A 23426-nucleotide genomic window follows, 5' to 3' on the forward strand; every position below is an offset into this window, starting at 1 on the left:
CACGGAGGAACTGTATGAAGCTACGCAGCCTGACGACGATTCCACTGACGTTTGCCCTTGCCGCCGCCGCGCTTGCCGCCCCCGAAAAACAAGAGGAAGGCATTGCGCTGACGATCTACAACCAGAATTTTGGCGTGGTGCGTGAGAAGCGCAATGTGGATGTGAAGGAGAAGACGGGGACGATTCGCTTTGATGATGTGGCGTCACAGATCGATGGGACGAGTGTGCAGTTCAAGTCGATCACGGATCCACAGGCGACGGTGCTGGAGCAGAATTACGAGTTCGATTTGGTGTCCGCCGACAAGCTGCTTGGGAAATACATCGACAAACAGATTGCCGTGCTCACCAAAGATGGGTCGCGGTATTCGGGGAGTTTGTTGAGTTTTGACGCGAACCAGTTGGTGATTCGGCAGGAGGGTGAGAAGGCGGAGATTGTGATGGTCCAGCGCGGCGACAACGTGAAGGACATCCAGTTCGGCGCGCTGCCGGAAGGATTGATCACCAAGCCGACGCTGGTGTGGAAGCTCGCGACGGAGAAGGTGGGCCAGCAACTCATCGAAGTGGCATACCAGACGGCCGGCATCAATTGGCAGGCCGATTACAACGCCATCCTGAATCCCAACGACACGAAGCTTGATCTCGGCGGCTGGGTGACAATCCATAATCAGTCGGGCGCGACGTACAAGGATGCGAAATTAAAGTTGATCGCGGGAGATGTGCGGCGAGCGCAACAGCCGCAACCGATGCTCATGGCGGGCGCGATGCGCAAGATGGCTGTGGAGAATGAGGCGGGTTTCGCGGAGAAGGCGTTCTTTGAGTATCACCTTTACACGTTGGGGCGGCCAGCGACGGTGGCGCAGAACCAGACCAAGCAGATCCAGCTGCTCAAGGCGGCGGACGTGCCGGTGAAGAAGGTATTTCTTTATGACGGCGCGCCGCAGTACCGGTTCTATGGCGGATTGAACAACGACGCCAACTACGGCAGCGAAGAAGGCAATAAGAAGGTCAACGTAGTGGTCGAGGTAAAGAATTCCAAAGAGAACAACCTGGGCATGGCGTTGCCGAAGGGCAAGATGCGGCTCTACAAGCGCGATGAAGCTGACGGGTCGCTGGAGTTCATTGGCGAGGACGAAATCGACCACACGCCGAAAGATGAGACCGTCAAGCTGCACATCGGCGACGCGTTCGACATTGTCGGCGAACGGAAGCGGACGGACTACAAGATTGACGTCAGCCGCCATATTATTACAGAGAGCTTCGAGATCCACGTCCGCAACCACAAGACCGAGCCCGTCGAAGTGCTCGTGAAGGAGACGCTTTATCGCTGGAACAACTGGGAGATCACCGAGTCGAACCAGAAGTGGACGAAGTACGACGCCAACACGATTCACTTTCCCGTGAAGGTGGACAAGGACGGGGAGCAGGTGATTACGTATACGGTGCGGTATACGTGGTAGGACTTCCTGACGTGCGCGCTCCGAAGGCCATCTTATTTGACGTCGGAGGAACGGTGCTCAATGAGCAGCGATACGATTTGGAGGCGGGGGTCCGGTCGGTCGTTGAACAGGAGGCCGATGTCGCTGAAATCTGCCGGGAGTTTCGGGCGGAGGTTCAACAGAGCCATGGCGTTGACCGGGAGGTTGATCTGCCGAGGTGGCTGGCGAAGCGACTTTCGCTCCACGATGACATGGCGACACTCGAAGACACGCTGTGGAGCACCATCGCAACGCTGGTTCCGGTTCCGGGGATCGAGGACGTGCTTCGCCGATTGAAAAGTGATCGTATTCCAGTCGCGGCAATTAGTAATGCGCCGTTTTGCGGGCGAATCCTTGAAGCCAACCTTGAGACGTATGGTTTGCGGAAGTACTTCCAGTTTGTGGTGTCCAGCGCCGATGTTGGATTCCGCAAGCCTGCGGCCGCGATCTATGAGGCCGCGCTGTCACGACTGGGAGTTGCGGCGGAGCAAACGTGGTTTATTGGAGACACGTTGGGCGAAGATATTGTCGGTGCGGCGAAAGCGGGTCTTCAGCCCATTTGGATTTCCCAGGATCCGGTGGAACCGGGCACCGAGTGTCCTGGCGTTCGAGTTCGCGATTGGAGTGAGTTTATGAATGTTTACGAAGCGGCGATCGCTGGTAAAGGCGCCATGGAACGTTAACACCGCCACGTGTCGAGAGTTGACGCCGTAGTCGAAATTCCTCCACCTACTTGATACTCAGCGCGGTGGTAAGAAAAGCGAGGGCCTTCTGGACGTGCTCTTGTGGTTTCGGTTTGAGTCCCGCGGCGACAGCCTGTTGCAGGAGACCCTGCGCTGTGCGGAGCTGTTGGTCGGAGGTTGTCTGCAATTCTTTGACTTTGCCATCACCGGCCAAGGTGACGCCGAGCAGCTTCGCAGCGATTTCGATTTGTTTCATGGCTCGAACGCGGTTGCCCTGGTAGTCGTGGTCAGCCGCGGAGAGCGCGGAATACGCCTGGGTCAACAGACCTGCGGCGGCCGGTGAATTCGCGGGTTTGTTGGCCTTCGTGGGCGGGGGTGTTGTTGTTTGGGCCTGCAAACTCTGGCCTCCTGACAGAAACAGAAAAGCAACGGCGGTGCCGACGAAGAGGCGGACAAGTTTTATATTCACAGCGACTCCTCTCTGGTTGGCCGATTAAAGCACTGTCAAAATCGGATTGGCAAGCCGGATGTGGCGACATCTTCAGCCTTAGCGGCTGTCGCTCCGCGCGTTTTTTTTACAGGCCATTTACATGACTGGCGAGGGGTGCGGCTGTAGTGTTACGCGGTGATGGGCACGCAGTCCTGACGCAACCGAACGGAGGACCGTGCTATGAAACGCTCCACGAAGGACAGTATCGGGTTCACCCTCATCGAACTGTTGGTTGTTATTGCGATCATTGGGATTCTGGCGGCGATGCTGTTGCCCGCGCTCACGATGGCCCGCGAAAAAGGGCGGCGCGCGGTCTGCCTGAACAACCTCAAGGAAATCGGGCTGGGGATCGCGATGTACTCGGATGTTTACAATGGCCGGATGCCCCAGGACCTCGCCAGCAATCCCACATTGGCGGGCTCGTACAACCTGTTGAGCAACGTCATCACCTCGGCCAAGGTTTTCGCCTGCCCGAGCGATACTGCGGCGAAGTCCCAGACTGTCTATCCGTTGACGAACTCGGCGGCCGGCATGTCGATCAGTTATTCGTATTCGGTTGGCTTGATCTGGCAGGACCAGCCGGATTCGATCGTCGCGCTGGATCGGATGGGCAAGTCGGTGACCGCGGCCGGGTACTCGAAGGGCGCGCGATGGTCCGCCAGTATTGCCCCGGGCGCACCCCACAAAGACGCCGGCGGGAGTGTGCTTTACAACGACGGGCATGTGGCGTGGGCGAACAGCCTGCCGTCGACGGCGGGTACGAATGACAGTCCCAATGGCAGCGTGTTGGTTGCGGAACCGTAGCGGAATCCGGTGGCGTGCTATCAACCGGAAAGATTTGAGGACAAAAAACGGGAGGGTGTGAAATGAACTTTGTTCGGTACCACGTCGTTCACGCAAAAATCGTGATTCTCTACATGATCGTCTTGTGGCCGCTGCTGATGCTTTCCAATTATCTGGGGAAACAAGCGGGACTTCACCTGGCCGCGCTTGCGGTTAAAATTCTCATAGGAGTGTGGCTGGTCGCTTCGCTTTGGATGTCCTACCAGACGAGCAAAAGGATTGTGTTTAAGAACATGACGCTCAAGAAAGCCACGGTAGCATCCTTCTGCGATGCACGGCCCTATCTGGCTTTCTTACCCATGGTGAGGCGATTCTTCAAGGCTCGCGGGAAAGACGGGGACACCGGTGATGGACAAGACATCTGATAAGTCAGCGCGCACTTGCGAGGGAGTCGAAATGCCACTAAACTCTGTCTCGTGCGGTCTACAAGGACAACGCGATGGCACTAGCATTGCCCAGGCCGGTCGCCACCTATCTGGCGGCGGTGAAAGCCAGGGATGCGGACATGCTGGATCTCTGCTTTGCGGACGATGCGGTGGTGCATGACGAAGACCGCGACCATCGTGGGCTGGATGCCATCAAGTCCTGGAAGCGGGAGACCGAGGCAAAATATCGGTATGTTGTGGAACCTCTCGATGCCGCGTTGGAAGGGAACATCGTGAGACTCCGCGCGCGGTTGACCGGCGACTTCCCCGGGAGCCCGGTTGAACTCGATTACATATTCACCGTCGCGAACGACAAGATCATCTCGCTGGAAATTGAATGACGGCGCGAGTTCCATAGGAAGTTTTACAGGAGGAAACAGAGAGAACAGAGGGACGGCGGAGGCAATTTCTTCGTTGAAGGTCGGCGTGAATCGGAGTAGACCGTGAGATGGCAATCAACCAACCGGAGGCAGTCATGGCGAAGAGCATGAAATGTTCGGATGTGGGCGTGGCGTGTGATTTTGAGGCGCGCGCGGAGACCGAAGCGGAGTTGATGAAGAAATTGCAGGAACACGCGCGGACGGCGCACGGGTTCAAGGATATTCCTCCCGAATTGGTGGCGAAGGTGAAGGCTGCCATCAAAGACGTGAAGTAGTTTTTTCTCCTGCGGGTCGACGGCTCTCGGCGATGGTGAACGTCAATTGCGCGTTCAGCGTGTGTGGTGTAATTTCATTCGGCGGCAACGCGCGACCCGAACAACTGAAATTCACCATCATTTACAATCCAAGGAGGCCACGATGAAATTGAATGCTTATCTTATGTTCCAGGGACAATGCGCGGAGGCGTTTGACTTTTATGCGAAGTGTTTGGGCGGGAAGATCGCGATGAAGATGACGTATGGCGAATCGCCGGCGGCCGGACAGTCGGCGCCCGATTGGAAGAACAAGATCATTCACGAGCGGCTGACGGTGGGCGATCAAACGCTCATGGGTTCGGACGCGCCGGCGGACCGGTTTGAGAAGCCGCAGGGATTTTCGGTGTCGATCGGCGTGGATTCTCCAGCGGAAGCCGAACGGATTTACAAAGGGCTGTCGGAAGGGGCCGAGATTTGCATGGAGCTGCAGGAGACATTCTGGGCGCAACGGTTCGGGATGCTTGTTGATAAATTCGGCACGCCGTGGATGATTAATTGCGAGAAGGAGATGTAGGACGATTGCATCGTGGCCAGGAGGTAGTGCGATGATTTGTTTTGAGGTACAGATAAACGGTAAGAAGACCTACACGGCGGGTGTTCGAGACGGTGTCCTGTCGTTTGACGTGACCGCCAATACGTACAAGGACGGTACTGGGTACCATTTGTTATCCTCTTTGGGTGGCCTCACAGAGGAGAAAGGTTCTGAGGAACATATCTGGTGGGGTGATTTTACTAAGCTGTCACCGGGAGATGTTGTCACAGTGAAGATTGTCTCGGCGGATGAGGCAGATGAGCCTACGAAGCGAGAACCCAGAATAACCCGCTGAGTGGTATTTTTAGAACTACACGATGAGCAAGAATAGCCGGTCATCGCATTCACTCCAAAATTGAGGAGATCATCATGCCTAACACAGTCCGACTTCATCGCGTGCTGCGGGCATCGCCCGAGCGGGTCTATCGCGCGTTTCTGGATGCCGACGCCATGGCCAAATGGCTACCGCCCAATGGATTCACCGGAAAGGTCCATCAGCTGGATGCGCGTGTCGGTGGGCGGCATAGAATGTCGTTCACCAATTTCACTTCCGGCAAAAGCCACTCCTTCGGCGGCGAATACCTTGAACTCGTCCCGCACGAGCGCCTTCGCTACACCGATGTCTTCGATGATCCAAATTTGCCCGGCGAAATGCATGTCACCGTGAGCTTGAAAAAAGTTTCGGTGGGCACGGAACTCAGCATCGTGCAGGAAGGAATCCCGGATGTCATCCCTGTCGAAGCGTGTTATCTGGGCTGGCAGGAATCGCTCGTGCTGCTGGGCAAGCTGGTGGAGGCGGAAATCCCGGATTAAGGCCGATTGGTAGCCGGCCCGGCAATCGAACGCAGGCGGTAAAGACTATTTTATCCAATAAGTTTAGGCTTCAACGCGACATGCAAAAAAAGATCGTAGCCGTTTGCGCAGTCTTGGCCTTGATTGCCATTATCTTCTGGGTCGGATCGTATTATGGAGCGGACTCCCGATCCAAATTACAGACGAAGCGCGATTTGGATCTTCATAAGAAACTGGTCGAACTCGACCGGTCGTTTCTGACAAATGTAGTGACTCGACCGAACACGATGACCTCCGGGTCCTACGTACTTGAAATACAGTTTACCGGGAAGCCCGAAAAAACTGCCGCCCTTGAGTTGGAATTCTCCAACGGACAACTGATCAAGATGTCCAAACTGCCGATACAAGACCTTGTTCAGACTGGAAGCGTGGTGTCGTGGATGCAATACGACGAGGACGAAGGGCCAAGCGCAAGATTCATTGGTCTGATCGACGGAAATGGAATGTGGGGCAGGGTTTATGTGGAGCCAGGACAAGGATGGAGAGAGGGAGATCCTCCAGCCTATGGTGTCTGGAAGTTGCATCCGGAATCCGGTAAGTGAACAAGTCAAGTAACGTTGCTCAGGACAAGCTCCGCGTGGCCCTTCAATTGAAAGACCGGAAAACGACCTGCGCTTCGCAGAAGCGCAGCTGCAACCCGTGAACTGTTGGCGAACGCATGGGCTATTTTTTCGGCTCTTCTGTTTCCAAGAATGTACCCTCGTTCAACTGATCAAACGCCTTCCGCAACTGTTCCTGCGTGTTCATGACGATGGGGCCGTACCAGGCGACCGGCTCTTTCAACGGCTTTCCTGAAACCAACAAGAAGCGGATGCCTTGGTCGCCGGCTTGGACTACTACTTCGTCGCCGCTGTCGAAGAGGATCAGGCTGCGGTCTTCGGCTTCGGCGGGTGGGGCGGTGTCGAGCCAGTTGACGCTTTCGGTGGGGACGGCGAGGGGGCCGGAGGCGTTGCAGAATTTGCCGGAGCCGGCGAAGACGTAGGCGAAGGCGTTGCGGGAGGTGTCGACGGGGAGGCGTTTGCGTTTGCCGGGCGGGACGGTGACGTCGAGGTAGATCGGGTCGGCGGCGATGCCGGTGACGGGACCTTTTTTGCCCCAGAACTGGCCGCAGATGATGCGGGCCTGGGTGCCATCGTCTTCGGTGGCGACGGCGATTTCGGGCGCCTTGACTTCCTGGTAATGCGGGGCGGTCATCTTGAGCGAGGAGGGGAGGTTGGCCCACAACTGGAAGCCGTGCATGCGACCCGCTTGGTCGCCCTTGGGCATTTCCTGGTGGATAATGCCGCGGCCGGCGGTCATCCACTGGATGTCGCCCGCTTCGATGGAGCCGTGGTTGCCGATGCTGTCGGCGTGTTCGACGTTGCCGGCGAGGACGTAGGTGATGGTCTCGATGCCGCGATGGGGATGCCAGGGGAAACCGGCGAGGTAATCGGCGGGGATGTCGTTGCGGAAATCGTCCAACAACAGGAAGGGGTCGAAGTCGGTGGTGTTGCCGAAGCCGAACGCGCGGCGGAGATGGACACCCGCGCCTTCCATAGTAGGCTTGGATTTGATGAGTTTGTGGACGGGTCGAATGGACATGTCGGCTCCTTCTCTTTTGGTCGAGGCCCGCACGCCAACGGGCCGGTTCGCCTGACGCGTGGAATGTAGCAGAAAAGAATTAACGTTCAACATTCAACGCCCAACGTTCAACGCTCAACGGACAGGCTGAACGAAAAGGCAAAATGGAAAAGCGGGAAAGGTGACGCACCACTGGCCCCAGTGCTTTCCTTACACTTGCACCCCGATGAACCGTTGAAGTCCTGTCAGGCCCGGGCGTTACGGCGCGCCGGGTTTGATTTTGAATTCCTTGGTGGAGGGTAAGCTGGTGTCGGTAACGCCGGTGCTCTGGTCGCAGATGTTGTCGGATGGCTCGGTCGGGCCTGGCCCGGAAGCCGCGCCCCAGAAATTGAATCGGGCGTCGATATCGGACGGGGTGTTGTTGACCAGACCACAGTTGGGTGAGCCGGCGGGGACAGCGTTGCCGAAGATGTTGTTTTTCTGGATCACGATGTTGGTGCTCAGGTTGGACAGGTTGATGCCAAAATTATGGTTGCCCACGGTGGAATTGGCGAACAAGAGGATGTTGGTCGCGCTGCGGAGGCGAAAACCGTCGCCCAGATTGCTGTCGGCGATGTTGCCCGTCAGCCTGGAGGAGTCATTGGCGCCACGGATATGGAAGCCGTTCGCGCTGTTTGCCGTCGAGACGTTGGCGCGGACGAAAGCATCGGTGGTTTGCAGTTCGAACCCGTGATTGATATTGACGGTGGCGAGGTTGTTCAGCAGCGCGGGCGCTGTTCCCAGCACGTTAAAGCCATCGTTACCATTTTCGGTGGAGACATTCTTGAAGAACACCGAGTCCGTCCCCAGATCCTGAAACCCGTCGGTGCCGTTGCCATTGGCGGTGTTGCCGTCGACCAGCACGTTGTTGGCAGAGGATTCGACGACCACGCCGTTGTCGCCACCGATGAGAGTGAATCCCCTTTTCAGCACGCCAAAGACGGCGCCCGTGGAGGAAATGGAGACGACATTAACGCCGTTGCCGGCCGCGTCAAGGATGGTCGACGCCGCGCCGTCGCGCGAGATGATGGTGACGGATTTGTTGACCTGAATCATACAGCCGCAGGCACCCGGAAAAGTTTCGTCACCCGGATCGGTGAACGCGCCGTCGTCATTGAGATCGCCGTAACGGCCGGGGCCGACGACGATCACGTCGCCATCGAACGCATTGGCAATGGCCTGGCCGATGGAACGGCAGGCGGTGGCGGCCGTAGTCCCGCAAACGGAGCTATCGATGCCGTTATTCGCAACGAATTTGGTCGCGGCCTGAGCTTGTGGCAGTGACGAGGAAGAAAGCAACAGTGTGGCCAGTGAAACTCCCAATACACCTTTGGCGGAAATCGTCATGGTCGAATCCTCCTTAATTGATTGGCTTTAGATTCCAGTTGGGAACGTAACAACAACAGCCGGGTTTGCAAGAGGTTTTCGCAATTACCCTCGGAAGTAAAGTTTTCATGCAGGGCGGAAAGGGAAGAGAGATGAGGGCGATATGGGCGGGCGTATTTTTCCTCGAAGTACGGTTGTGGAAGCCCTAGTGTGGGGGCCATGAAAGCGACCTCTATTCAGCGGTACGCGGTTTTCTTCCTGTTTCTCTGGGGAATCATGGCGCAAGCAGAAACGAGTGCTCCGCCGAAGAAGGTCGATCTGTCGGATTTGATTCATGAGACGCAAAAGTCGGGGAAGATACCCGGGGTCATCACCCTCGTCTGGTGGGTACCCGAGGAATTCTGGCGTGTTTCGCTGTCATCCGGCGGGAAGATGACGCCGGAAGCAACGGAACGAATGTTGCAGGTGTTCCGTCCGTATACGATGGTCGGCATTGTGGACGGAACGATTGGACCGTTTGGCGCGGTGACATATACTTCCAATGAAGAAGCACGGGCAGCCATCCAACTTCAAGATACTCGCGGCCACGCATACCCGCCGTTGGATGACGACGTCCTGAGCGCCGATGTGAAGAATTTTCTTCAGATCATGAAGCCCTTGCTCACCAATATGATGGGGTCGATGGGTAAGAACTTCCATTTCTTTCTCTTCCCCGCGGAGGACTTCAAAGGCCGAGCGCTAGCTGACCCGAAGAGCGAAGGTTCGTTGACCATTGCCTATAAGGGGAAAGATTATAAATGGCGTTTACCCTTGGCGTCGCTCCTGCCAACAAAAACCTGCCCGAAATGTTTGGAACAACTACCAGGCAACTATAAATTCTGTCCGTGGGATGGAGCGCCGCTTCCGGAGGCCGCGAAGTAGGGGGGCGGAGTTGCCCGTCTGAGAAGTAGTCCTGTCGTCCTGCCAATTCGCAGAAGAGCGATTTCGCAAGCCCGACGTTTCCGTCTGGACATCGGATTCCGATAATGGTAGGATACCAGTATGAGTAAATGTAGAAGGCTGACGGAAGAGAAGCGGCGCGGTTCTTCGGAGGGGATCCGCCTTCGCCAAAGCTATGGCGGACGAGTCCGTCTTCGCCAAGGCTTCAACGCGACAGGGAGGGCCTCGAAACATGCCATTCTGCGAAACGAACCCATTTGTAATGCGCGCAAATACGATTGTAACATACAGAGGGGCAAGGTGTTGAGGGATGTGAAGTGAAGATTACAAATGGGTTCGTTTCGACCGGAATTGAGAGTTGGCGAAGCGAACGACGGACAGCGTTCGGCATTGGAATTCCTGCAGAGGTGTGGTTTCATCACGGCTCCGATGAAGATCAAGGGCGTTATATTTGATATGGATGGCACGATCACGGCGCCGTACTTCGACTTTACAACTATCAAGGAGGAGGCGGGGATCGGCGACGTGGACATGCTGGACTATTTGGCGACGGCCACCGGGGTGGAATACGCGCGGGTGCAGGCGGTGATGACGAAGTTCGAGGACGCGGGCGTGGCGGAGGCGAAGTTGAACCACGGGGCGCGGGAGTTGTTGGACGAGCTGGTGCGGCGGGGGATGCCGACGGCGTTGTTGACGCGCAATACGCGGCGGTCGGTGGACGGGGTCTGTCGGAAATTGAACCTGAAGTTCGACATCACTGTCACAAGGGAGGACGGCCCGCACAAGCCCGCGCCCGAGCCGATCTGGGAGATCGCGCGGCGTTGGGACGCGGAACCGGGTGAGGTGTTGATGGTCGGCGATTACAAGTGGGACGTGCTCTGCGCGAAGAACGCGGGTGCGCCCAGCGCGATGCTGACGAACGGTGAGCCGGTGCCCGATTGGGCCAGCGACGCCACGTACATCATTACGACATTGGCGGAAGTGATCGAGATAATTGAAGGGAAGAAGCGATGACAAATGCTGTGGTGGGGTTGGTGACCTGCTCCTCGCGGACGGAAGCGCGCAAGGTGGCCAAGGCAGTTTTGAAGAAGAAGCTGGCGGCGTGCGTCAACATCATCGGCGGCCTGGAATCGCATTACTGGTGGCGGGGCAAACTGGAAACCGCGCGCGAGTGTTTGCTGCTCATCAAGACCACGCGGGCGCGGGTCGGCGGTGTCACAAGTGCGGTCAAGGCCGCACATAGTTATGAGGTGCCTGAGGTGATCTTTTTACCGGTGGTTGCGGGCGAGCGGAATTATTTGAATTGGCTGCGCTCATCGATTGTAAAAGTCGCAGTGGTTTTGCTTCTGTTGGCGTCGGTCGGCACTGTGTACGCCGATCGCATCGATGACCTGGTGAAGCAACTGGGGAGCACGAATGACGAGGAGCGGGCTGACGCTGCGGATGCGCTCTCACATATCGGCGGCACGCGGGTAGAGAAACAGTTTCGCGAAATGTTGACATCGTCGAGTCCCGAGAAGCGGCAGGTGGCGGTGATTGGTTTGTTGCAGGTGAGTGATGCGGCGGAAGACCTCGAACGAGCGCACGCGGTGTTGAAGGACGACAACTCTATCGTGCGTTGGTCCGCCGTGGCGGCCTTGCAGACGAGCGGGCGGGCCGAGGCCATTCCGTGGCTGGAGGAGGTCGAGAAATCCGACAAGACGGATTCCGTCCGCGAGGCCGCGACGGAGGCACTGGGGAAATTGCGGTCGAGCATCCAATGGTTGCGGTCGTTGCCCGACGCGGAGAAGCAGGCGCGGCAGTTGAAGAAGCCGATTCTCGCTTACTTTTTCCTGCGGGATTCGGAGTTCTGCCAGAAATTGGAGGAAGGTTTGTTGGCGGACAAGGCGGTCATCGACGTGGCGGAGGAATTCGTGTGCGTGCGGATCGATGCGGCCAAGCAGGGGGACGACGCCCGCAAGCTGGACGTGCGCGGCGCGCCGACGATCCTGTTGTTGGATGGCGGGGGAAATGAAATGTCGCGGGTAGCGGGGTTGGTCGAGAAAGATCAGTTGCTGGCCAAGCTGGATGAGGCCAAGCGCAGCAAGTTGACCTTCCGCGAGGCGCGACGGCTGGCCATGAAGAGCCCAGAGGACGTGCAAGCGAACTGGAAGGTGGCCGAGACGTATTTGGAAGAAGGGCGGGAGGACTTGGCGGAGCCACATCTGCGCAACGTCATCGAGCACGATGAGCAGAATCAATATGGGTACACGGACAAAGCGATATTTGCGCTGGGCTTCGCCCTCGGCAAGCGCGGCGAATACGCGCAAGCGGCGTACAGTTTCGAGAAGCTTTTGGAGCGCTGGCCAGCATACAAGGACAAGGACAAGGCCTTGTATTGTCTGGGCTTGAGCCAGTTGGCGGTGGGGCAGAAGGAGAAAGGGCGGGCGCGGTTGGAGCAGCTGTTGCGGGAGTTTCCCAACAACTCCGTCGCCAAGAGCGCACAGGCGGCCCTGGATAAACTGAAGGCGAAGGAGGGGAATAATGAAAAGGGCAATTGAAGGGTTCCTGATCGCGATTGTGCTGGCGGCGGCGCCGTTGACGCGGGCGCGGGCGGCGGAGAGCGGGACGCAGGAGACCAGCGCGATCGCCGAGGCCACCAAGTACTTTGATCGAGCCAATAAATTCGTCGAGGCCGGTTCGCTGCCGCGCGCGAAGCTGGAGTACGAAAAAGCGATCAAACTCTACCCCAAATACCTGGACGCTTATTATAACCTCGCGGTTGTCTGTGAGAAGCTGGGGGAAAAGGGCGGGGCGATTGACCAGTACAAGCGGTATCTGGAGATCAAGCCGGACGATGCGGACGTTTGGAACCAGGTTGGGGTGCTTTACGATGAGACCGGCAGCAAGAAGGAAGGGCGGAATGCTTATCAGAAAGCGCTGGCCATCAATCCGAAATACGGGCGCGCGCACCACAACCTCGGCGTGTTGTTGAAAGAGGAGGGTGATCTCAAGGGGGCCGAGCAGCATCTTGCGACGTTCGTGAAACTCGAAGAGGAAGCCGGACGTCCAAACGGCGACGCCTACTACAGTCTCGGCATTCTCTATCTGCAGGAATTGCGTGACAAGGACGCGAAGCTGCTGTTGCAAAAGGCGATCGACATCGACCCGAGCGTTCCACATTTCAACAATGCAATGGGTGACACGTATCTGTTGGAAAAGCGGCCCGATGAGTCGATTGTCTATTACAAGAAGGCCATCGAGAAGGACCCGAAATACGCGTTGGCTTACAGCGGGCTCGGGGACGCCTACGCGCAACTCAAGGAACGCGACAAAGCGTTGACTGCGTACCGCAAAGCGCTGGAATTGCGGCCGGATTACGCGCTGGTGTATTACAAACTCGGTCTTTTCTACGAGGACAACAATCCAACCGAGGCGATAAAAAACTTTGAAAAGTACCTGCAATCTGGTAGGACTATTGAGTACCGAGATGAAGTCGCCGCGAAAATTGAAGCACTGAAACTGACACTCAAGCCTTAAATCAGGAAGTACACCATGTCACAACATCAAAGTCTCAAAGGGGCCAACAAAATCCAGGCGCGCCGCAACGTTCTCAAACGGTTCGAGCGCGTGGAGATCCTCAAGAAGCAGGGGCGCTGGAAGGGCGGCGATCGCGTTTTCGGGCTGCCCAAAACCAAGCCGGAGTAGTCGGTCACTCCGCCGTGCTCGTCCGCCTGCAAAAGTATCTTGCGGAAGCGGGCATTGCCTCGCGGCGTCGTTGCGAGCAGCTCATCGAAGCTGGCCAGGTTTCGGTCAATGGCCGACCGAGCCGCGTCCTCGGCACCAAGATTGATCCCGCGCGCGATTCCGTGACCGTGGACGGCAAGCCGGTCGTGCTCGAGCGCAAGGTTTATATTGCGCTGCACAAGCCCGTCGGTTGCGTGTGCACCAACGCCGATACTCATGGGCGCAAGCGGGCGGTCGATTTGCTGCCGGGGTCGCTGCCGCGGCTCTACACCGTCGGACGGCTTGACAAGGATTCCGAGGGTCTGTTGTTCCTGACCAACGACGGCACTTTTAGCTTGCGGCTCACGCACCCCCGTTACAAGATGAGCAAGACCTATTTCGTGGAGGTCGAGGGGGAATTGAAGAAGGCTGAGATCGCACGCCTGCTGAGGGGGGTTCGTAGTGACGGCGAGTTGTTGCGCGCCGAAAAAATCTTCCAGGTGCGGGCGCAAGTTCATGGTACGGAACTGCGGCTGATTCTCAGTGAAGGAAAGAAACGACAAATTCGCAGGATGATGGCAGCGGTTGGGCATCCCGTGACGCGCCTCGTGCGGCTGGCGGTCGGCCCGATTGAGTTGGGGAATCTGGCAACATCACAATGGAGGCATCTTACTCATGAAGAAGTGGACAAACTTACACAATTTTCGCCGGCAGATCTTCGTCCTTAGCGCGCTTGCCGTCGCGGCGTCTTGGATCGTGTCCGCCACTCGCGCCGATTCCGGTGGAGCCGTTCCGGCCGTCGCTGCCCCGGTATCCGAAACAGGCCGCGGCACAATCAAGGGCCAGCACAGCAACGTTCGCTCACGCCCGAGCCTGAGCGCGGAGGTCGTCACCCAGCTTCACAAAGGCGAGACCGTGGACGTGCTCGACCACAAGACAGTGACCGAGCGGGAAAAGTCGGTGGATTGGTTGCGGATCGCCTTGCCCGCGGCGGCGAAATGCTACGTCAGCGCCAAGCATCTCACCGGCGGAGCCGCCAACGTCGAGAACCTGAATGTGCGGTGCGGTCCCGGCTCGAATTACCGCGACGTCGGAAAGCTGTCGAAAGGCACGAAGGTCGAGGTGGTGGAGAAAAAGGGCGAGTGGGTGCAAATCCGGCCGACGCCAGAGTGCAGCGGTTGGATTGCGGCCGAGCTGGTAGATGTTGAAGCCGCTCCGCGCGCGGCCGCGCCACCCGCCAGCACGTCGGAGGTCGTAACGCCGCCAGTTGCCGCGTCGCCAATACCGGCGCCGGCGGCGCCAGCCGTCAGTGTTGTGAATGCCGACCCGGACATTCTGGTCACCTACGTGGTAAAGGACGGATATTTGGCCGCGGTGAATGAGCCGAATGCGCCGGCGACTTTCGAATTGCGCACGACCGAGGCGGACCGCCTCAGCTTTCGCATCGCGTATCTGGAGACTTCCGAGACGAATTTGAAGAGGTTCGAGGGCAAACACGTTCGCGTGGTCGGGACCCAACGCTGGCGCAAAGGCGAGCGGTACCCGGTCATCGCCATCGAGCGTATCGACATGGTTTGGTAATCGTGTGTGATGTCTGGGAAACTCATCGACGGCAAAGCCATCGCCGAGCAGATCAATGCCGAGACTATCGCTGAGATCGCGCGCCTGAAGGATCAGTATCGGCTGACTCCGGGTCTTGCCGTGGTCCTTGTCGGTGAAGATCCTGGCAGCGCCACATATGTTTCGATGAAGGACAAGATGTGCACCCGCCTCGGGCTGCACTCCGAGCGCGTCAATCTACCAGCGTCCACAAGTGAAGGCGAGTTGCTCGCCATCCTCAACGACCTGAACTTCAAGCGTGAAGTCCATGGGATTCTTGTTCAATCACCCTTGCCACCGCAAATCTCGGCGACGACCATTTTCGCGGCGATCGATCCCAGTAAGGATGTCGATGGCTTTCACCCGCTGAACATCGGCAAACTTGCGCTGGGCGATCCGACCGGTTTCATCCCCTGCACGCCCGCGGGTGTTCATGAACTCCTCGTTCGCAGCGGAGTGAAGATTGACGGCGCGCACGTTGCGGTGCTTGGTCGCAGCCGCATCGTCGGCCGTCCGCTGTCCCTGATTCTCTCGCAGAAGACCTCGAACGCCAATGCCACGGTCACGGTGTGTCACTCGCGGAGCCGGAACCTTGCGGAGATCTGCCGGTCGGCTGATATTTTGATTGCGGCAATTGGTGCGCCACACTTTGTAAACGCCGACATGGTGCGCGATGGCGCCGTCGTCATCGACGTGGGTGTCAACCGAGTCGAGGACAAAGCGGTCGAAAAAGGTTACCGCATTGTGGGGGACGTGGCCTTCGACGCAGTCGCGCCGAAAGCATCGCTGATCACGCCCGTGCCCGGCGGCGTTGGTCCGATGACCATCGCCATGCTCATGCACAACACTGTCCGTGCGGCCAGGATGAGGCACGGGGCCGGGTGAGAAAACCCGGTACGCTGTTGCTCGTGGCGTCCCTCCTTCTTGGTTGCAGCACTGAAAAACTGCCGCCCTTTCAATCAGTGTCACCATCGGCGCTGCCCGAGACATTGCTCCCCGAGCCAACGGAACTTCAGAGCAATCAACTGGCGCGTCTCGATACGCAGTTGCGGGGTCCCATTGACCATCTCAATCTCTCGTGGGTGGCGGACATGGGAATCGTGGCGGTTCCAGCCTGCCTGCGAGAAGCGGGTGACAACACCTTATCCGTCGACGCGCGGGATTTGATCTTGATCGTGCTGGGAAACGCGTTAAAGAAGGCCGGGTTTCGCGAGCATCCCGGCGCGAGGAACGATCTTGTAGTTCCAGTCCTGCTCCAGGAGCTGGATGACAAGGAGCCACGTGTGCAGCGCTCGGCAGCCTTCGCCGCGCGGTTTGTGGACGATGCGCGACTGGTTCCGCCGCTGCATCTGTTGCTGGGCGCGCCGGATATCGTGCAGGAACAGGCTGTGCTGGCGCTTGGTACGAGTGGACGCGAGACGGAGGTGTTGCCGATCGCAAAACTGTTTTTTGGGACGTCGAGTGGCAAGTTCCGCTATTCGTGTTTGTACTCGCTGGCGACGATGTGCTTGCGGCACGACGTGGATGTTGCGTCGGTGCTGCAACAGAATGCCGGCAGTTTCGGCGAGAAGAACCTCCCAAATGTGGAGAGTGTCCAGGGAAGATTTGTCGAATTCAAGGCCATCACGGCGCTCGTCAGGGAACTATCGTCGAGCGCGGCGGCCCAGCGGCGTGAGGCGGACGAGAGGTTGCGCAAACTCACCGGCAAACAGGTCGCGTTTGATCCCACGGGCGACGAAACGGCGCGAGCGCGTGGGATCGAAGAATGGCAGAACTATCTCCTGAATTATTACTGGCTGGTTCCACCACCTTCCAAATCTTGAAATCAAACACCGAAACTCAGGATCGGAAACGGCGTGCGTGCCTGCTGCAAACGCTGGCGCTGGGCCTTGCGCTGTTCGGCATCCTGCATATCGCTCGTGACTTGCCAGCGCGCGCCAAAGGGAACGATTTCGCGCACTACTATATCTCCAGCCGCTTGCTGCTGACCGGCGCTGATCTCTACTCCACGCCGTTACAACCAGAGTACGAGCGGTTGGGATTCCGCTACACACATCCGATCCCGACTGCTACAAATCCGCCACTGCTTGTTGCCATCTTCGCACCCCTTGCACTGCTCCCGCCAATCGCGGCATTCTGGATCTGGGTAATGTTGGAAATATTCAGTCTGTGCTGGATCTTGATGCTTACCTGGCGCCTGTCAGCCGATCGGCTATCGCTCCCGGCGCGGTGGCTGGTGTGCGCGGCCATGATTGCTTCGGCACCGGTCTATTGGCATTTCTTCTTTTCGCAGTGCCAGTTGCCGATCGCTGCGATAATCCTCCTGGCGTACTGGTGTCTGCGGAATGGCCGGCCGGTAAGCGCCTGTGTAGCCGCAACAACAACGGTGTGGTTCAAGCTGTTTCCGGTGGTGCTGCTTCCGTGGTTCCTGTGGCGCTCCTCGCGAGAGTGGAAGACTCGCTGGAAATGCGCGGGCGCGGTTCTGGCGTGGAGCGCGGCATTGGTCCTGGCCAGTGGCTTGGGGAACTGGCAGCAGTTCTGGACGCGCGGAATGAAAGTGGTGGACGACTGGATCACGTGGCAGCGTCACTTCAATTTTACCGTGCCGTCTTTCGTGAAGAACGCCGCGTGGTCTCTCCATAGTTTCGATCCACAATGGAGCGCTTTGCACGCATGGGCCAACATCGGCGCCATCATCGGGTTGGCACTCGTCATCCTCGCGTACGGCATTTGCTGGAAGAACGAGCGGCGTGAGGTGGGCGTGGATCTTGAGTCCGAGTTCTGTTTAATGACCGTGGTAATGCTTGCCGGAATTTCCGAGGCGTGGGGTCATTATTATGTGCTGCTGATTTTTCCGGCTGCAATGGCCGTGGCGCGCGTGGGGCGAAGTCCAACTCCCGGCCAGGTCGTGACACTCGGGCTTGCACTCGTGATGCTGAACTTGATGGGTGACTGGCGAAGTCCGTGGCTGGAGTTTGCGGTCAGTTATATTCCACTGTATGGATTGCTGCTACTCGGCACGCTCTTTGCCTACCAGGTTTGTTCCGACGCCGTTGTGACTGCCCCGCCGCGTTTTGCCGCCGGCAGGTAGGCTTGCTCCGTGTAATCGCGCACCATCCGCGCGGTCGAAAACCGCGGGGTGACAGCAGCAATCGAAGCCTTCATCATCTTGATCCACTCGACCGGCAGATCGTTCGCGTCACGCTCATAGAACAATGGGACGATCTTTTCCTCAAGGATATCGTAGAACGACTCACTGTCCTCGTGGTCCTGTGCGTCTGCGTTTGGATTCTCCTCCGCCTTGCCGATGGTCCAACCCGCGTCGGGATTCTGCACTTCACACCACCAACCATCCGCGATGGAAAAGTTGATGCCGCCATTGACCGGGGCTTTCATGCCACTGGTGCCGCTCGCCTCGTGGGGACGGCGGGGGTTGTTGAGCCAAACCTCGACGCCCTGCACGAGCATGCGCGCGACCCGCATGTTGTAGTTCTCGATGAAGACGATGTGGCCGTGTAAATCCGTGTTTCTCGAAATGTCGAAAATCCGGCGGATCAATTCCTGGCCCGGTTTGTCTGCCGGATGCGCCTTGCCGGCGAAAATGATCTGGACCGGGCGCTCGGGGTTCTTGAGGATCGCGCGCAGCCGATCGAAATCGCGGAGCAACAAATCCGCGCGCTTGTAGGTGGCGAACCGACGGGCAAAACCAATCGTCAGCGCTTGCGGGTCGAGCAACTCCTCGACACTGCGCAGGTCGTCGGGCGAAGCGCCGTGTCGGGCCAGGTGGGCGCGTTCGCGAGCGCGCGTGAAGCGGATCAAGCTTTCCTTCTGCAGGTTGTGGACTTCCCACAACTCCTTGTCGGGAATGTTGGCGACGCCGCGCTTCCAGAAAAGCTCGTCCATGAGATTCTCGCGCCAGGCCGGGGTGAGATACTTGTCGTAAAGCTCCGCCATCTGGTAGCCCATCCATGTGAACGTGTGAATGCCGTTCGTGATGGCCTGGATTCGATTCTCGCCGGACTTCAAATCCTTGAAGATGTGCCGCCACATGTCGTTGCTGACCTGGCCGTGAAGCTGGCTGACCCCGTTGCAAAAAGTCGAGAGATGCAGTGCGAGAATGGTCAGGCTGAATGGCTGCTGACTTTGACCGGGACTCGGAAGGCCAAGGTCGATGAGTTGATCCAGCGTGACGCCGACTTCCTTGCAGTACTTCTTGTAGTATTTGCGGATCAGCCCCGTGTCGAACGCTTCGTTACCGGCCGGCACCGGTGTGTGGGTCGTAAAGACGGCATTCTTCGCGACCTGCTTGCAGGCATCGGCGAAGTTCATCCCGCCCTTGACGCAATTGCGGACCCGTTCCAGCCCGAGGAATGCGCTGTGCCCTTCGTTCATATGCCAGCAAGCCGGCTCGATACCGAGCACCTGCAGTGCGCGCACGCCGCCGACGCCAAGGACGAGTTCCTGGCAGATGCGCATCTCCCGGCCGCTGACATAAAGCTGGCCCGTGATCGGGCGGTCGGCGGGATCGTTCTTGTTGGTGTCCGTGTCCAATAGCAGGACCGGCACGCGACCCACCTGCGCCAGCCAGATACGCGCGTACACGGGACGGTCGGGGAAATCGACGGTGACCGTCAGGTGCCGGCCATTGTCAGCCAACAACGGCTGGACGGGCAGGCGCGAAAAATCGTAGGCCGGGTAGAAATGCTGCTGCCGTCCGTCGGGCTCGATCTCCTGCTCGAAGTAACCATGCTTGTAAAGCGGGCCGATGCCGATGAAGGGGATCCCCAGGTCGCTGGCGGACTTGCAGTGATCGCCGGAGAGCACGCCGAGGCCGCCGGAATAAATGCGCAGGCATTCGTGAAAGCCGAATTCGGTCGAGAAATAAACAAACGGCCCGCCCTGGTAGCCGGGATGGTTCTTGGCGAACCAGGTGTCGTTGAGCGACTTCATGTACGTCTCGAAATCGCGCAACACGGACTTGTACGTGCTGAGGAACGTCTCATCCTCCAGCAGCTCTTCCCAGTGCGCCGGCTCGATGTTGATCAACAACTCGACCGGGTTGCGATAGATCGCCCACAGCCCGGGTTGGATGTGCGAGAACATGCGGCGCGCGTGGGGATTCCATGTCCACCACAAGTTGTACGCCAGTTCGCGCAGCCCCGAGACTTCCTTGGGCAGTTCGATGTCGGCCATCGATGTCGAACGGAATTTGAAAGGGGCTTTATCCATGGGATTTCAGGCTCGCTTGCGTAATCTGTTTTGCCAGGCGTTGAAGAATCAGCGCGGGGAACATGGAACCATCACGGGTTCGCCGCCGCGGCTTCGCTGGCGGCGATCATGCCATCCACGTTGACGCCGCGCAGGTTGAAAAGACGGCGGACGGTATCATCGATCAAATTATTCGGACAGGAAGCGCCGGCGGTGATGCCGACGTAGAGCTTCCCCGCCGGCAACCAGTTCTCGGCCAGCACTTCCTCCTGCTTGTGCAGGTTGAAGTGCAAAATCGCTTTGTCCGAGAGAATCTTGCTGGCGTTGCGAATGAAGAAAGTGGGCATGCGTTCCTCGCTCATCTCGGCGAGGTGCGAGGTGTTGCTGGAGTTGTACCCGCCGACGACGATCATCATGTCGAGCGGCTCCTGCAGCAGGTGGATCAACGCGTCCTGTCGCTCCTGGGTCGCGCCGCAGATGGTGTCGAACATCCGGTAGTGCTGGTCAATTTCGGTCTCGCCATAACGGTCAACCATCGCCCGTCGCAACCGCCGCTGGATCTCCTCGGTCTCACTGCGCAGCATCGTCGTCTGGTTGGCCACACCGATGGAGGCCAGGTGCAGGTCGGGATCGAAGTCCGGCGACATCGCGCCGGCAAATTTCGCGAGGAATTCCGCCTTGTTGCCGTTGTGGCGGATATAGTCACAAACGTAATCGGTCTCCGCGATGTTGAGCACCACGAGATAATGGCCGGCATTATTGGACGTGGCGCGCGAACTCGTCGCCTTCGTTTCTTCGTGTTTGGATTTGCCGTGAATGATCGAGGTAAATCTTTCCTTCGCGTTTTGCGTGACGCGTTTCCAGACGCTCATCACATCGCCGCAGGTCGTATCCACGAGCTGGCAGCCTTTCGCCTTCAACTTGTCCATCGTCGCCACTTCCGCGCCGAACGCGGGGATGATCACCACGTCGTCTTCCTTCAGGTCGTCGATGCTCGCGCTCTTGATCGGACCCGAGAGAAACTTGATGCTCATCGCAACGAGCTGCTCGTTGACCTCGGGATTATGGATGATCTCGCCGAGAATGTAGATCGGCTGGTTGGGGAACACCTTGCGCGCCGCGTACGCCAGGTCGATGGCCCGCTCCACGCCGTAGCAGAACCCGAATTCCTTCGCCAAGCGCACCTTCAGCCCGCCCGCCTCCAGTTCGCCGCCGCGCTGCCGCAGTTTTTCGACGATCTGGCTGCGATAATGCAACTCCACTTCTTCGCGGACGGCCTCCATAATGTCAGGCCGACGCAGGTTAACGCGTTTCGGTTTAGGCACTTCCGCTACAATAGGCTCACTCATTCACTTATCCTTCTACCGTATAAAGGGCCACATTTCAACCAAAACCCCCGCTTGTCCGCTGGGGGTAGGGCGCGACCGCCGGGCGCGCCGCTGTGCTTCGTCCGATTTGTAGGGCAACCGCTCCGCTCGCCATCTCCCCCGGTTGTCATGCTGAGCGAAGTCGAAGGATCTAGATGGCCACCAGTCTGACGTAAAAAACGTAGAAGAGACGAGACGGATGCAGCCCAAACCCGTTCTTTGTTTTGCGTTTTGCGCCTTGTTTGACCTCATCTACCCCTTGGAATTGGGTTCGTTTTGGAAAACGAACCCAAATATTTTGACTGATTTTACTATGTGTAACATCTTGCAACAGCGATGGATAAATGCAGTTCCACGGCGAAAATAAATTGGGTTCGTTTCGCAAAAACACATGTTTTGGGATTCCATCCCCTTGGCAATGTCGCCCGCAGCCACCGAGCCGGCCTGCCGTAGTGGCGCTCCGAGCTGCGCACAGCAGCGAGTCCGCTGTCTTGTCCGCCATAGCCTTGGCGACGGCGGAAGCCTCCTCGTGAAGGTGGATCATCATAAACGTCCATGCCTCGGATCCTACCACTATCGGAATCCGATGTACAGAGATTTAATCGAGACGTTCCATATGACTCCTCCCGTACTCTCCGCGTTGGTGGAGCACGGCAGTTGTAAAGGGAATGTAAAAATCCGGCCGTCAGCCCGAATTGCATCGACTTATGATGCCACTCCGCTAGGCTTCTCGTTGGAGACTGTAGGTGCGGGCGGAGTTATATTCCTCGCTGAGGAACGGAAAGAGAAGATGTTATGAACACGAAGTTATTCCTATTGTACCCTGTGTTCCTCGCCCTCCTCGTGTTCTCGACTGTTTCAACAAGCGTAGGCACCATTGTCACATTTGACGATCTCTCCGAAACGGGTACTGGGTCATTTCTTGCAAGCGGTTACCAAGGCTTGGTCTGGAGCAATTTTGAGGCCTTGAATACGATTCTCTTTACTGATCAGCAGGCGATTCATCTCACAGCCAACGGCTCGAATGGCTATTACAACGGCATGGTATCGGCCTCCAACGTGGCTTTTAATGCCTTTGGCGATCCCGCTGAGATTGACTCGTCTGGCACCAATTTTAATTTCCTAAGCGCCTATCTAACGGGCGCGTGGAACAGTAATCTAAGTATCGAAGTACAAGGATTCACCGGCACAACCCTACTATACGACACAACAGTCGTAGCCAGTGCGACATCCCCAACTTTGTTCACTTTCAATTATCACAATATCAACCGGCTTTACTTGATCTCTTCTGGGGGACAGCAAGCCTTTGGTATTGCAGGCGGGAATAATTTTGTCATGGACAAATTCACCTTCGAGTTTGTGCCGGAGCCTTCGTCGTTTCTGCTGGCCACCGCCGGCGCGCTATTGCTCTGCCCACTCCTCAAACGCAAACGCGTGTAGCGTAGCCCGCCGAGCTATTCACATCCGTCGTCGCGCTTTCAAGACTTTCCAAAGCGCCAGCACCGGGAACAGTAAGAAGACCAAACTCGTCCAGTAAATGTATCGCGTCACTGTTGGTGCGCTTCTCAGGAACGCATTGTCCTGGATGAAGGCGCGAGCCTCGGCATCGTTGGCGTGCCTGGCCAGCGCCGCACCGCCGCGCGCAAATTCCCGGGCAAACGCCGCGCCGCCCAGTGCTGCCGTCCAGCC

The 23426-nt window shown here is 57.7% G+C and carries 27 protein-coding genes; 20 read left to right on the plus strand and 7 right to left on the minus strand.

The window, feature by feature from the left end:
• Positions 1–14 precede the first annotated feature (14 nt).
• The gene (locus VNL17_17010) at positions 15–1457 is read left to right on the plus strand and encodes a DUF4139 domain-containing protein (protein HXI85781.1); all 1443 of its coding nucleotides are present in this window, start codon (positions 15–17) and stop codon (positions 1455–1457) included.
• 11 nt (positions 1458–1468) lie between these two features.
• The gene (locus VNL17_17015) at positions 1469–2158 is read left to right on the plus strand and encodes an HAD family hydrolase (GenBank protein ID HXI85782.1); all 690 of its coding nucleotides are present in this window, start codon (positions 1469–1471) and stop codon (positions 2156–2158) included.
• A 46-nt stretch (positions 2159–2204) separates the two neighbouring features.
• Here the strand turns inward: VNL17_17015 and VNL17_17020 are convergent, their stop codons facing one another.
• Positions 2205–2627, minus strand: coding sequence for a hypothetical protein (locus VNL17_17020; protein ID HXI85783.1), 423 nt, complete (start codon positions 2625–2627; stop codon positions 2205–2207).
• A 201-nt stretch (positions 2628–2828) separates the two neighbouring features.
• On the opposite strand from VNL17_17020, the gene VNL17_17025 reads away from it, so the two are divergent.
• The 7 genes from VNL17_17025 (at position 2829) to VNL17_17055 (ending at position 6536) form a co-directional block, all read left to right on the plus strand.
• Positions 2829–3452: a DUF1559 domain-containing protein gene (locus VNL17_17025; GenBank protein HXI85784.1), complete on the plus strand. Its 624-nt coding sequence runs from the start codon at positions 2829–2831 to the stop codon at positions 3450–3452.
• A 62-nt stretch (positions 3453–3514) separates the two neighbouring features.
• A complete protein-coding gene (locus VNL17_17030) occupies positions 3515–3856 on the plus strand; it encodes a hypothetical protein (GenBank protein HXI85785.1) in 342 nt (113 codons plus the stop codon).
• Positions 3857–3930: 74 nt separating this feature from the next.
• Positions 3931–4257, plus strand: a complete 327-nt coding sequence (locus VNL17_17035) for a nuclear transport factor 2 family protein (protein ID HXI85786.1) — start codon at positions 3931–3933, stop codon at positions 4255–4257.
• Positions 4258–4364: 107 nt separating this feature from the next.
• A complete protein-coding gene (locus tag VNL17_17040; protein HXI85787.1) occupies positions 4365–4571 on the plus strand; it encodes a DUF1059 domain-containing protein in 207 nt (68 codons plus the stop codon).
• 142 nt (positions 4572–4713) lie between these two features.
• On the plus strand, positions 4714–5124 hold the full coding sequence (locus VNL17_17045) for a VOC family protein (GenBank protein ID HXI85788.1): 411 nt from the start codon (positions 4714–4716) through the stop codon (positions 5122–5124).
• Between the two features lie 387 nt (positions 5125–5511).
• Positions 5512–5955 (plus strand): SRPBCC family protein, encoded by a 444-nt coding sequence (locus VNL17_17050; protein HXI85789.1) that lies wholly within the window; start codon positions 5512–5514, stop codon positions 5953–5955.
• 80 nt (positions 5956–6035) lie between these two features.
• The gene (locus VNL17_17055) at positions 6036–6536 is read left to right on the plus strand and encodes a hypothetical protein (GenBank protein ID HXI85790.1); all 501 of its coding nucleotides are present in this window, start codon (positions 6036–6038) and stop codon (positions 6534–6536) included.
• 121 nt (positions 6537–6657) lie between these two features.
• On the opposite strand, the gene VNL17_17060 is transcribed toward VNL17_17055, so the two are convergent.
• Together VNL17_17060 and VNL17_17065 are read right to left on the minus strand one after the other, a co-directional pair.
• On the minus strand, positions 6658–7575 hold the full coding sequence (locus VNL17_17060; GenBank protein HXI85791.1) for a pirin family protein: 918 nt from the start codon (positions 7573–7575) through the stop codon (positions 6658–6660).
• A gap of 237 nt (positions 7576–7812) precedes the next feature.
• Positions 7813–8940, minus strand: a complete 1128-nt coding sequence (locus tag VNL17_17065) for a right-handed parallel beta-helix repeat-containing protein (GenBank protein ID HXI85792.1) — start codon at positions 8938–8940, stop codon at positions 7813–7815.
• Positions 8941–9138: 198 nt separating this feature from the next.
• Between VNL17_17065 and VNL17_17070 the strand changes: the two genes are divergently transcribed.
• The 10 genes from VNL17_17070 to VNL17_17115 all read left to right on the plus strand — a co-directional run bounded on the left by VNL17_17070 (position 9139) and on the right by VNL17_17115 (position 18253).
• On the plus strand, positions 9139–9840 hold the full coding sequence (locus tag VNL17_17070) for a zinc ribbon domain-containing protein (GenBank protein ID HXI85793.1): 702 nt from the start codon (positions 9139–9141) through the stop codon (positions 9838–9840).
• 348 nt (positions 9841–10188) lie between these two features.
• Complete coding sequence (locus tag VNL17_17075; GenBank protein HXI85794.1) at positions 10189–10872, plus strand: HAD family hydrolase; 684 nt, start codon at positions 10189–10191, stop codon at positions 10870–10872.
• On the plus strand, positions 10869–12398 hold the full coding sequence (cutA, locus tag VNL17_17080; protein HXI85795.1) for a divalent cation tolerance protein CutA: 1530 nt from the start codon (positions 10869–10871) through the stop codon (positions 12396–12398). Before VNL17_17075 ends, cutA begins: the two co-directional genes overlap by 4 nt.
• Entirely contained in the window at positions 12382–13377 is a 996-nt protein-coding gene (locus VNL17_17085) for a tetratricopeptide repeat protein (GenBank protein HXI85796.1), read from the plus strand. Before cutA ends, VNL17_17085 begins: the two co-directional genes overlap by 17 nt.
• Positions 13378–13392: 15 nt before the next feature.
• Positions 13393–13545 (plus strand): small basic protein, encoded by a 153-nt coding sequence (locus tag VNL17_17090; GenBank protein ID HXI85797.1) that lies wholly within the window; start codon positions 13393–13395, stop codon positions 13543–13545.
• 14 nt (positions 13546–13559) lie between these two features.
• Positions 13560–14291, plus strand: a complete 732-nt coding sequence (locus VNL17_17095) for a pseudouridine synthase (GenBank protein ID HXI85798.1) — start codon at positions 13560–13562, stop codon at positions 14289–14291.
• The gene (locus VNL17_17100) at positions 14239–15144 is read left to right on the plus strand and encodes an SH3 domain-containing protein (GenBank protein HXI85799.1); all 906 of its coding nucleotides are present in this window, start codon (positions 14239–14241) and stop codon (positions 15142–15144) included. Before VNL17_17095 ends, VNL17_17100 begins: the two co-directional genes overlap by 53 nt.
• A gap of 9 nt (positions 15145–15153) precedes the next feature.
• A complete protein-coding gene (locus tag VNL17_17105) occupies positions 15154–16047 on the plus strand; it encodes a bifunctional 5,10-methylenetetrahydrofolate dehydrogenase/5,10-methenyltetrahydrofolate cyclohydrolase (protein HXI85800.1) in 894 nt (297 codons plus the stop codon).
• Positions 16044–16985, plus strand: coding sequence for a HEAT repeat domain-containing protein (locus VNL17_17110; GenBank protein ID HXI85801.1), 942 nt, complete (start codon positions 16044–16046; stop codon positions 16983–16985). The genes VNL17_17105 and VNL17_17110 overlap by 4 nt, the downstream gene beginning before the upstream one ends.
• A complete protein-coding gene (locus VNL17_17115; GenBank protein ID HXI85802.1) occupies positions 16928–18253 on the plus strand; it encodes a glycosyltransferase family 87 protein in 1326 nt (441 codons plus the stop codon). The genes VNL17_17110 and VNL17_17115 overlap by 58 nt, the downstream gene beginning before the upstream one ends.
• Here the strand turns inward: VNL17_17115 and glgP are convergent.
• From glgP to VNL17_17130, 3 genes are all read right to left on the minus strand, one after another.
• Entirely contained in the window at positions 18193–20391 is a 2199-nt protein-coding gene (gene glgP / locus VNL17_17120) for an alpha-glucan family phosphorylase (protein HXI85803.1), read from the minus strand. The two genes, VNL17_17115 and glgP, sit on opposite strands and share 61 nt — an antisense overlap.
• 71 nt (positions 20392–20462) lie before the next feature.
• Positions 20463–21719 carry a 4-hydroxy-3-methylbut-2-enyl diphosphate reductase gene (locus VNL17_17125; protein ID HXI85804.1) on the minus strand — a complete coding sequence of 419 codons (1257 nt, stop codon included), beginning with the start codon at positions 21717–21719 and terminating at the stop codon, positions 20463–20465.
• Between the two features lie 169 nt (positions 21720–21888).
• The gene (locus VNL17_17130) at positions 21889–22284 is read right to left on the minus strand and encodes a hypothetical protein (protein HXI85805.1); all 396 of its coding nucleotides are present in this window, start codon (positions 22282–22284) and stop codon (positions 21889–21891) included.
• 248 nt (positions 22285–22532) lie between these two features.
• Here VNL17_17130 and VNL17_17135 point away from each other — a divergent pair, with 248 nt between their 5' ends.
• Positions 22533–23177 carry a PEP-CTERM sorting domain-containing protein gene (locus VNL17_17135; protein ID HXI85806.1) on the plus strand — a complete coding sequence of 215 codons (645 nt, stop codon included), beginning with the start codon at positions 22533–22535 and terminating at the stop codon, positions 23175–23177.
• A gap of 18 nt (positions 23178–23195) precedes the next feature.
• Here the strand turns inward: VNL17_17135 and VNL17_17140 are convergent.
• A partial coding sequence (locus VNL17_17140) for a hypothetical protein (protein ID HXI85807.1) occupies positions 23196–23426 on the minus strand: 231 nt, incomplete at its 5' end.

It is taken from the genome of Verrucomicrobiia bacterium (assembly GCA_035577545.1).
GTDB lineage: Bacteria > Verrucomicrobiota > Verrucomicrobiia > Palsa-1439 > Palsa-1439 > Palsa-1439.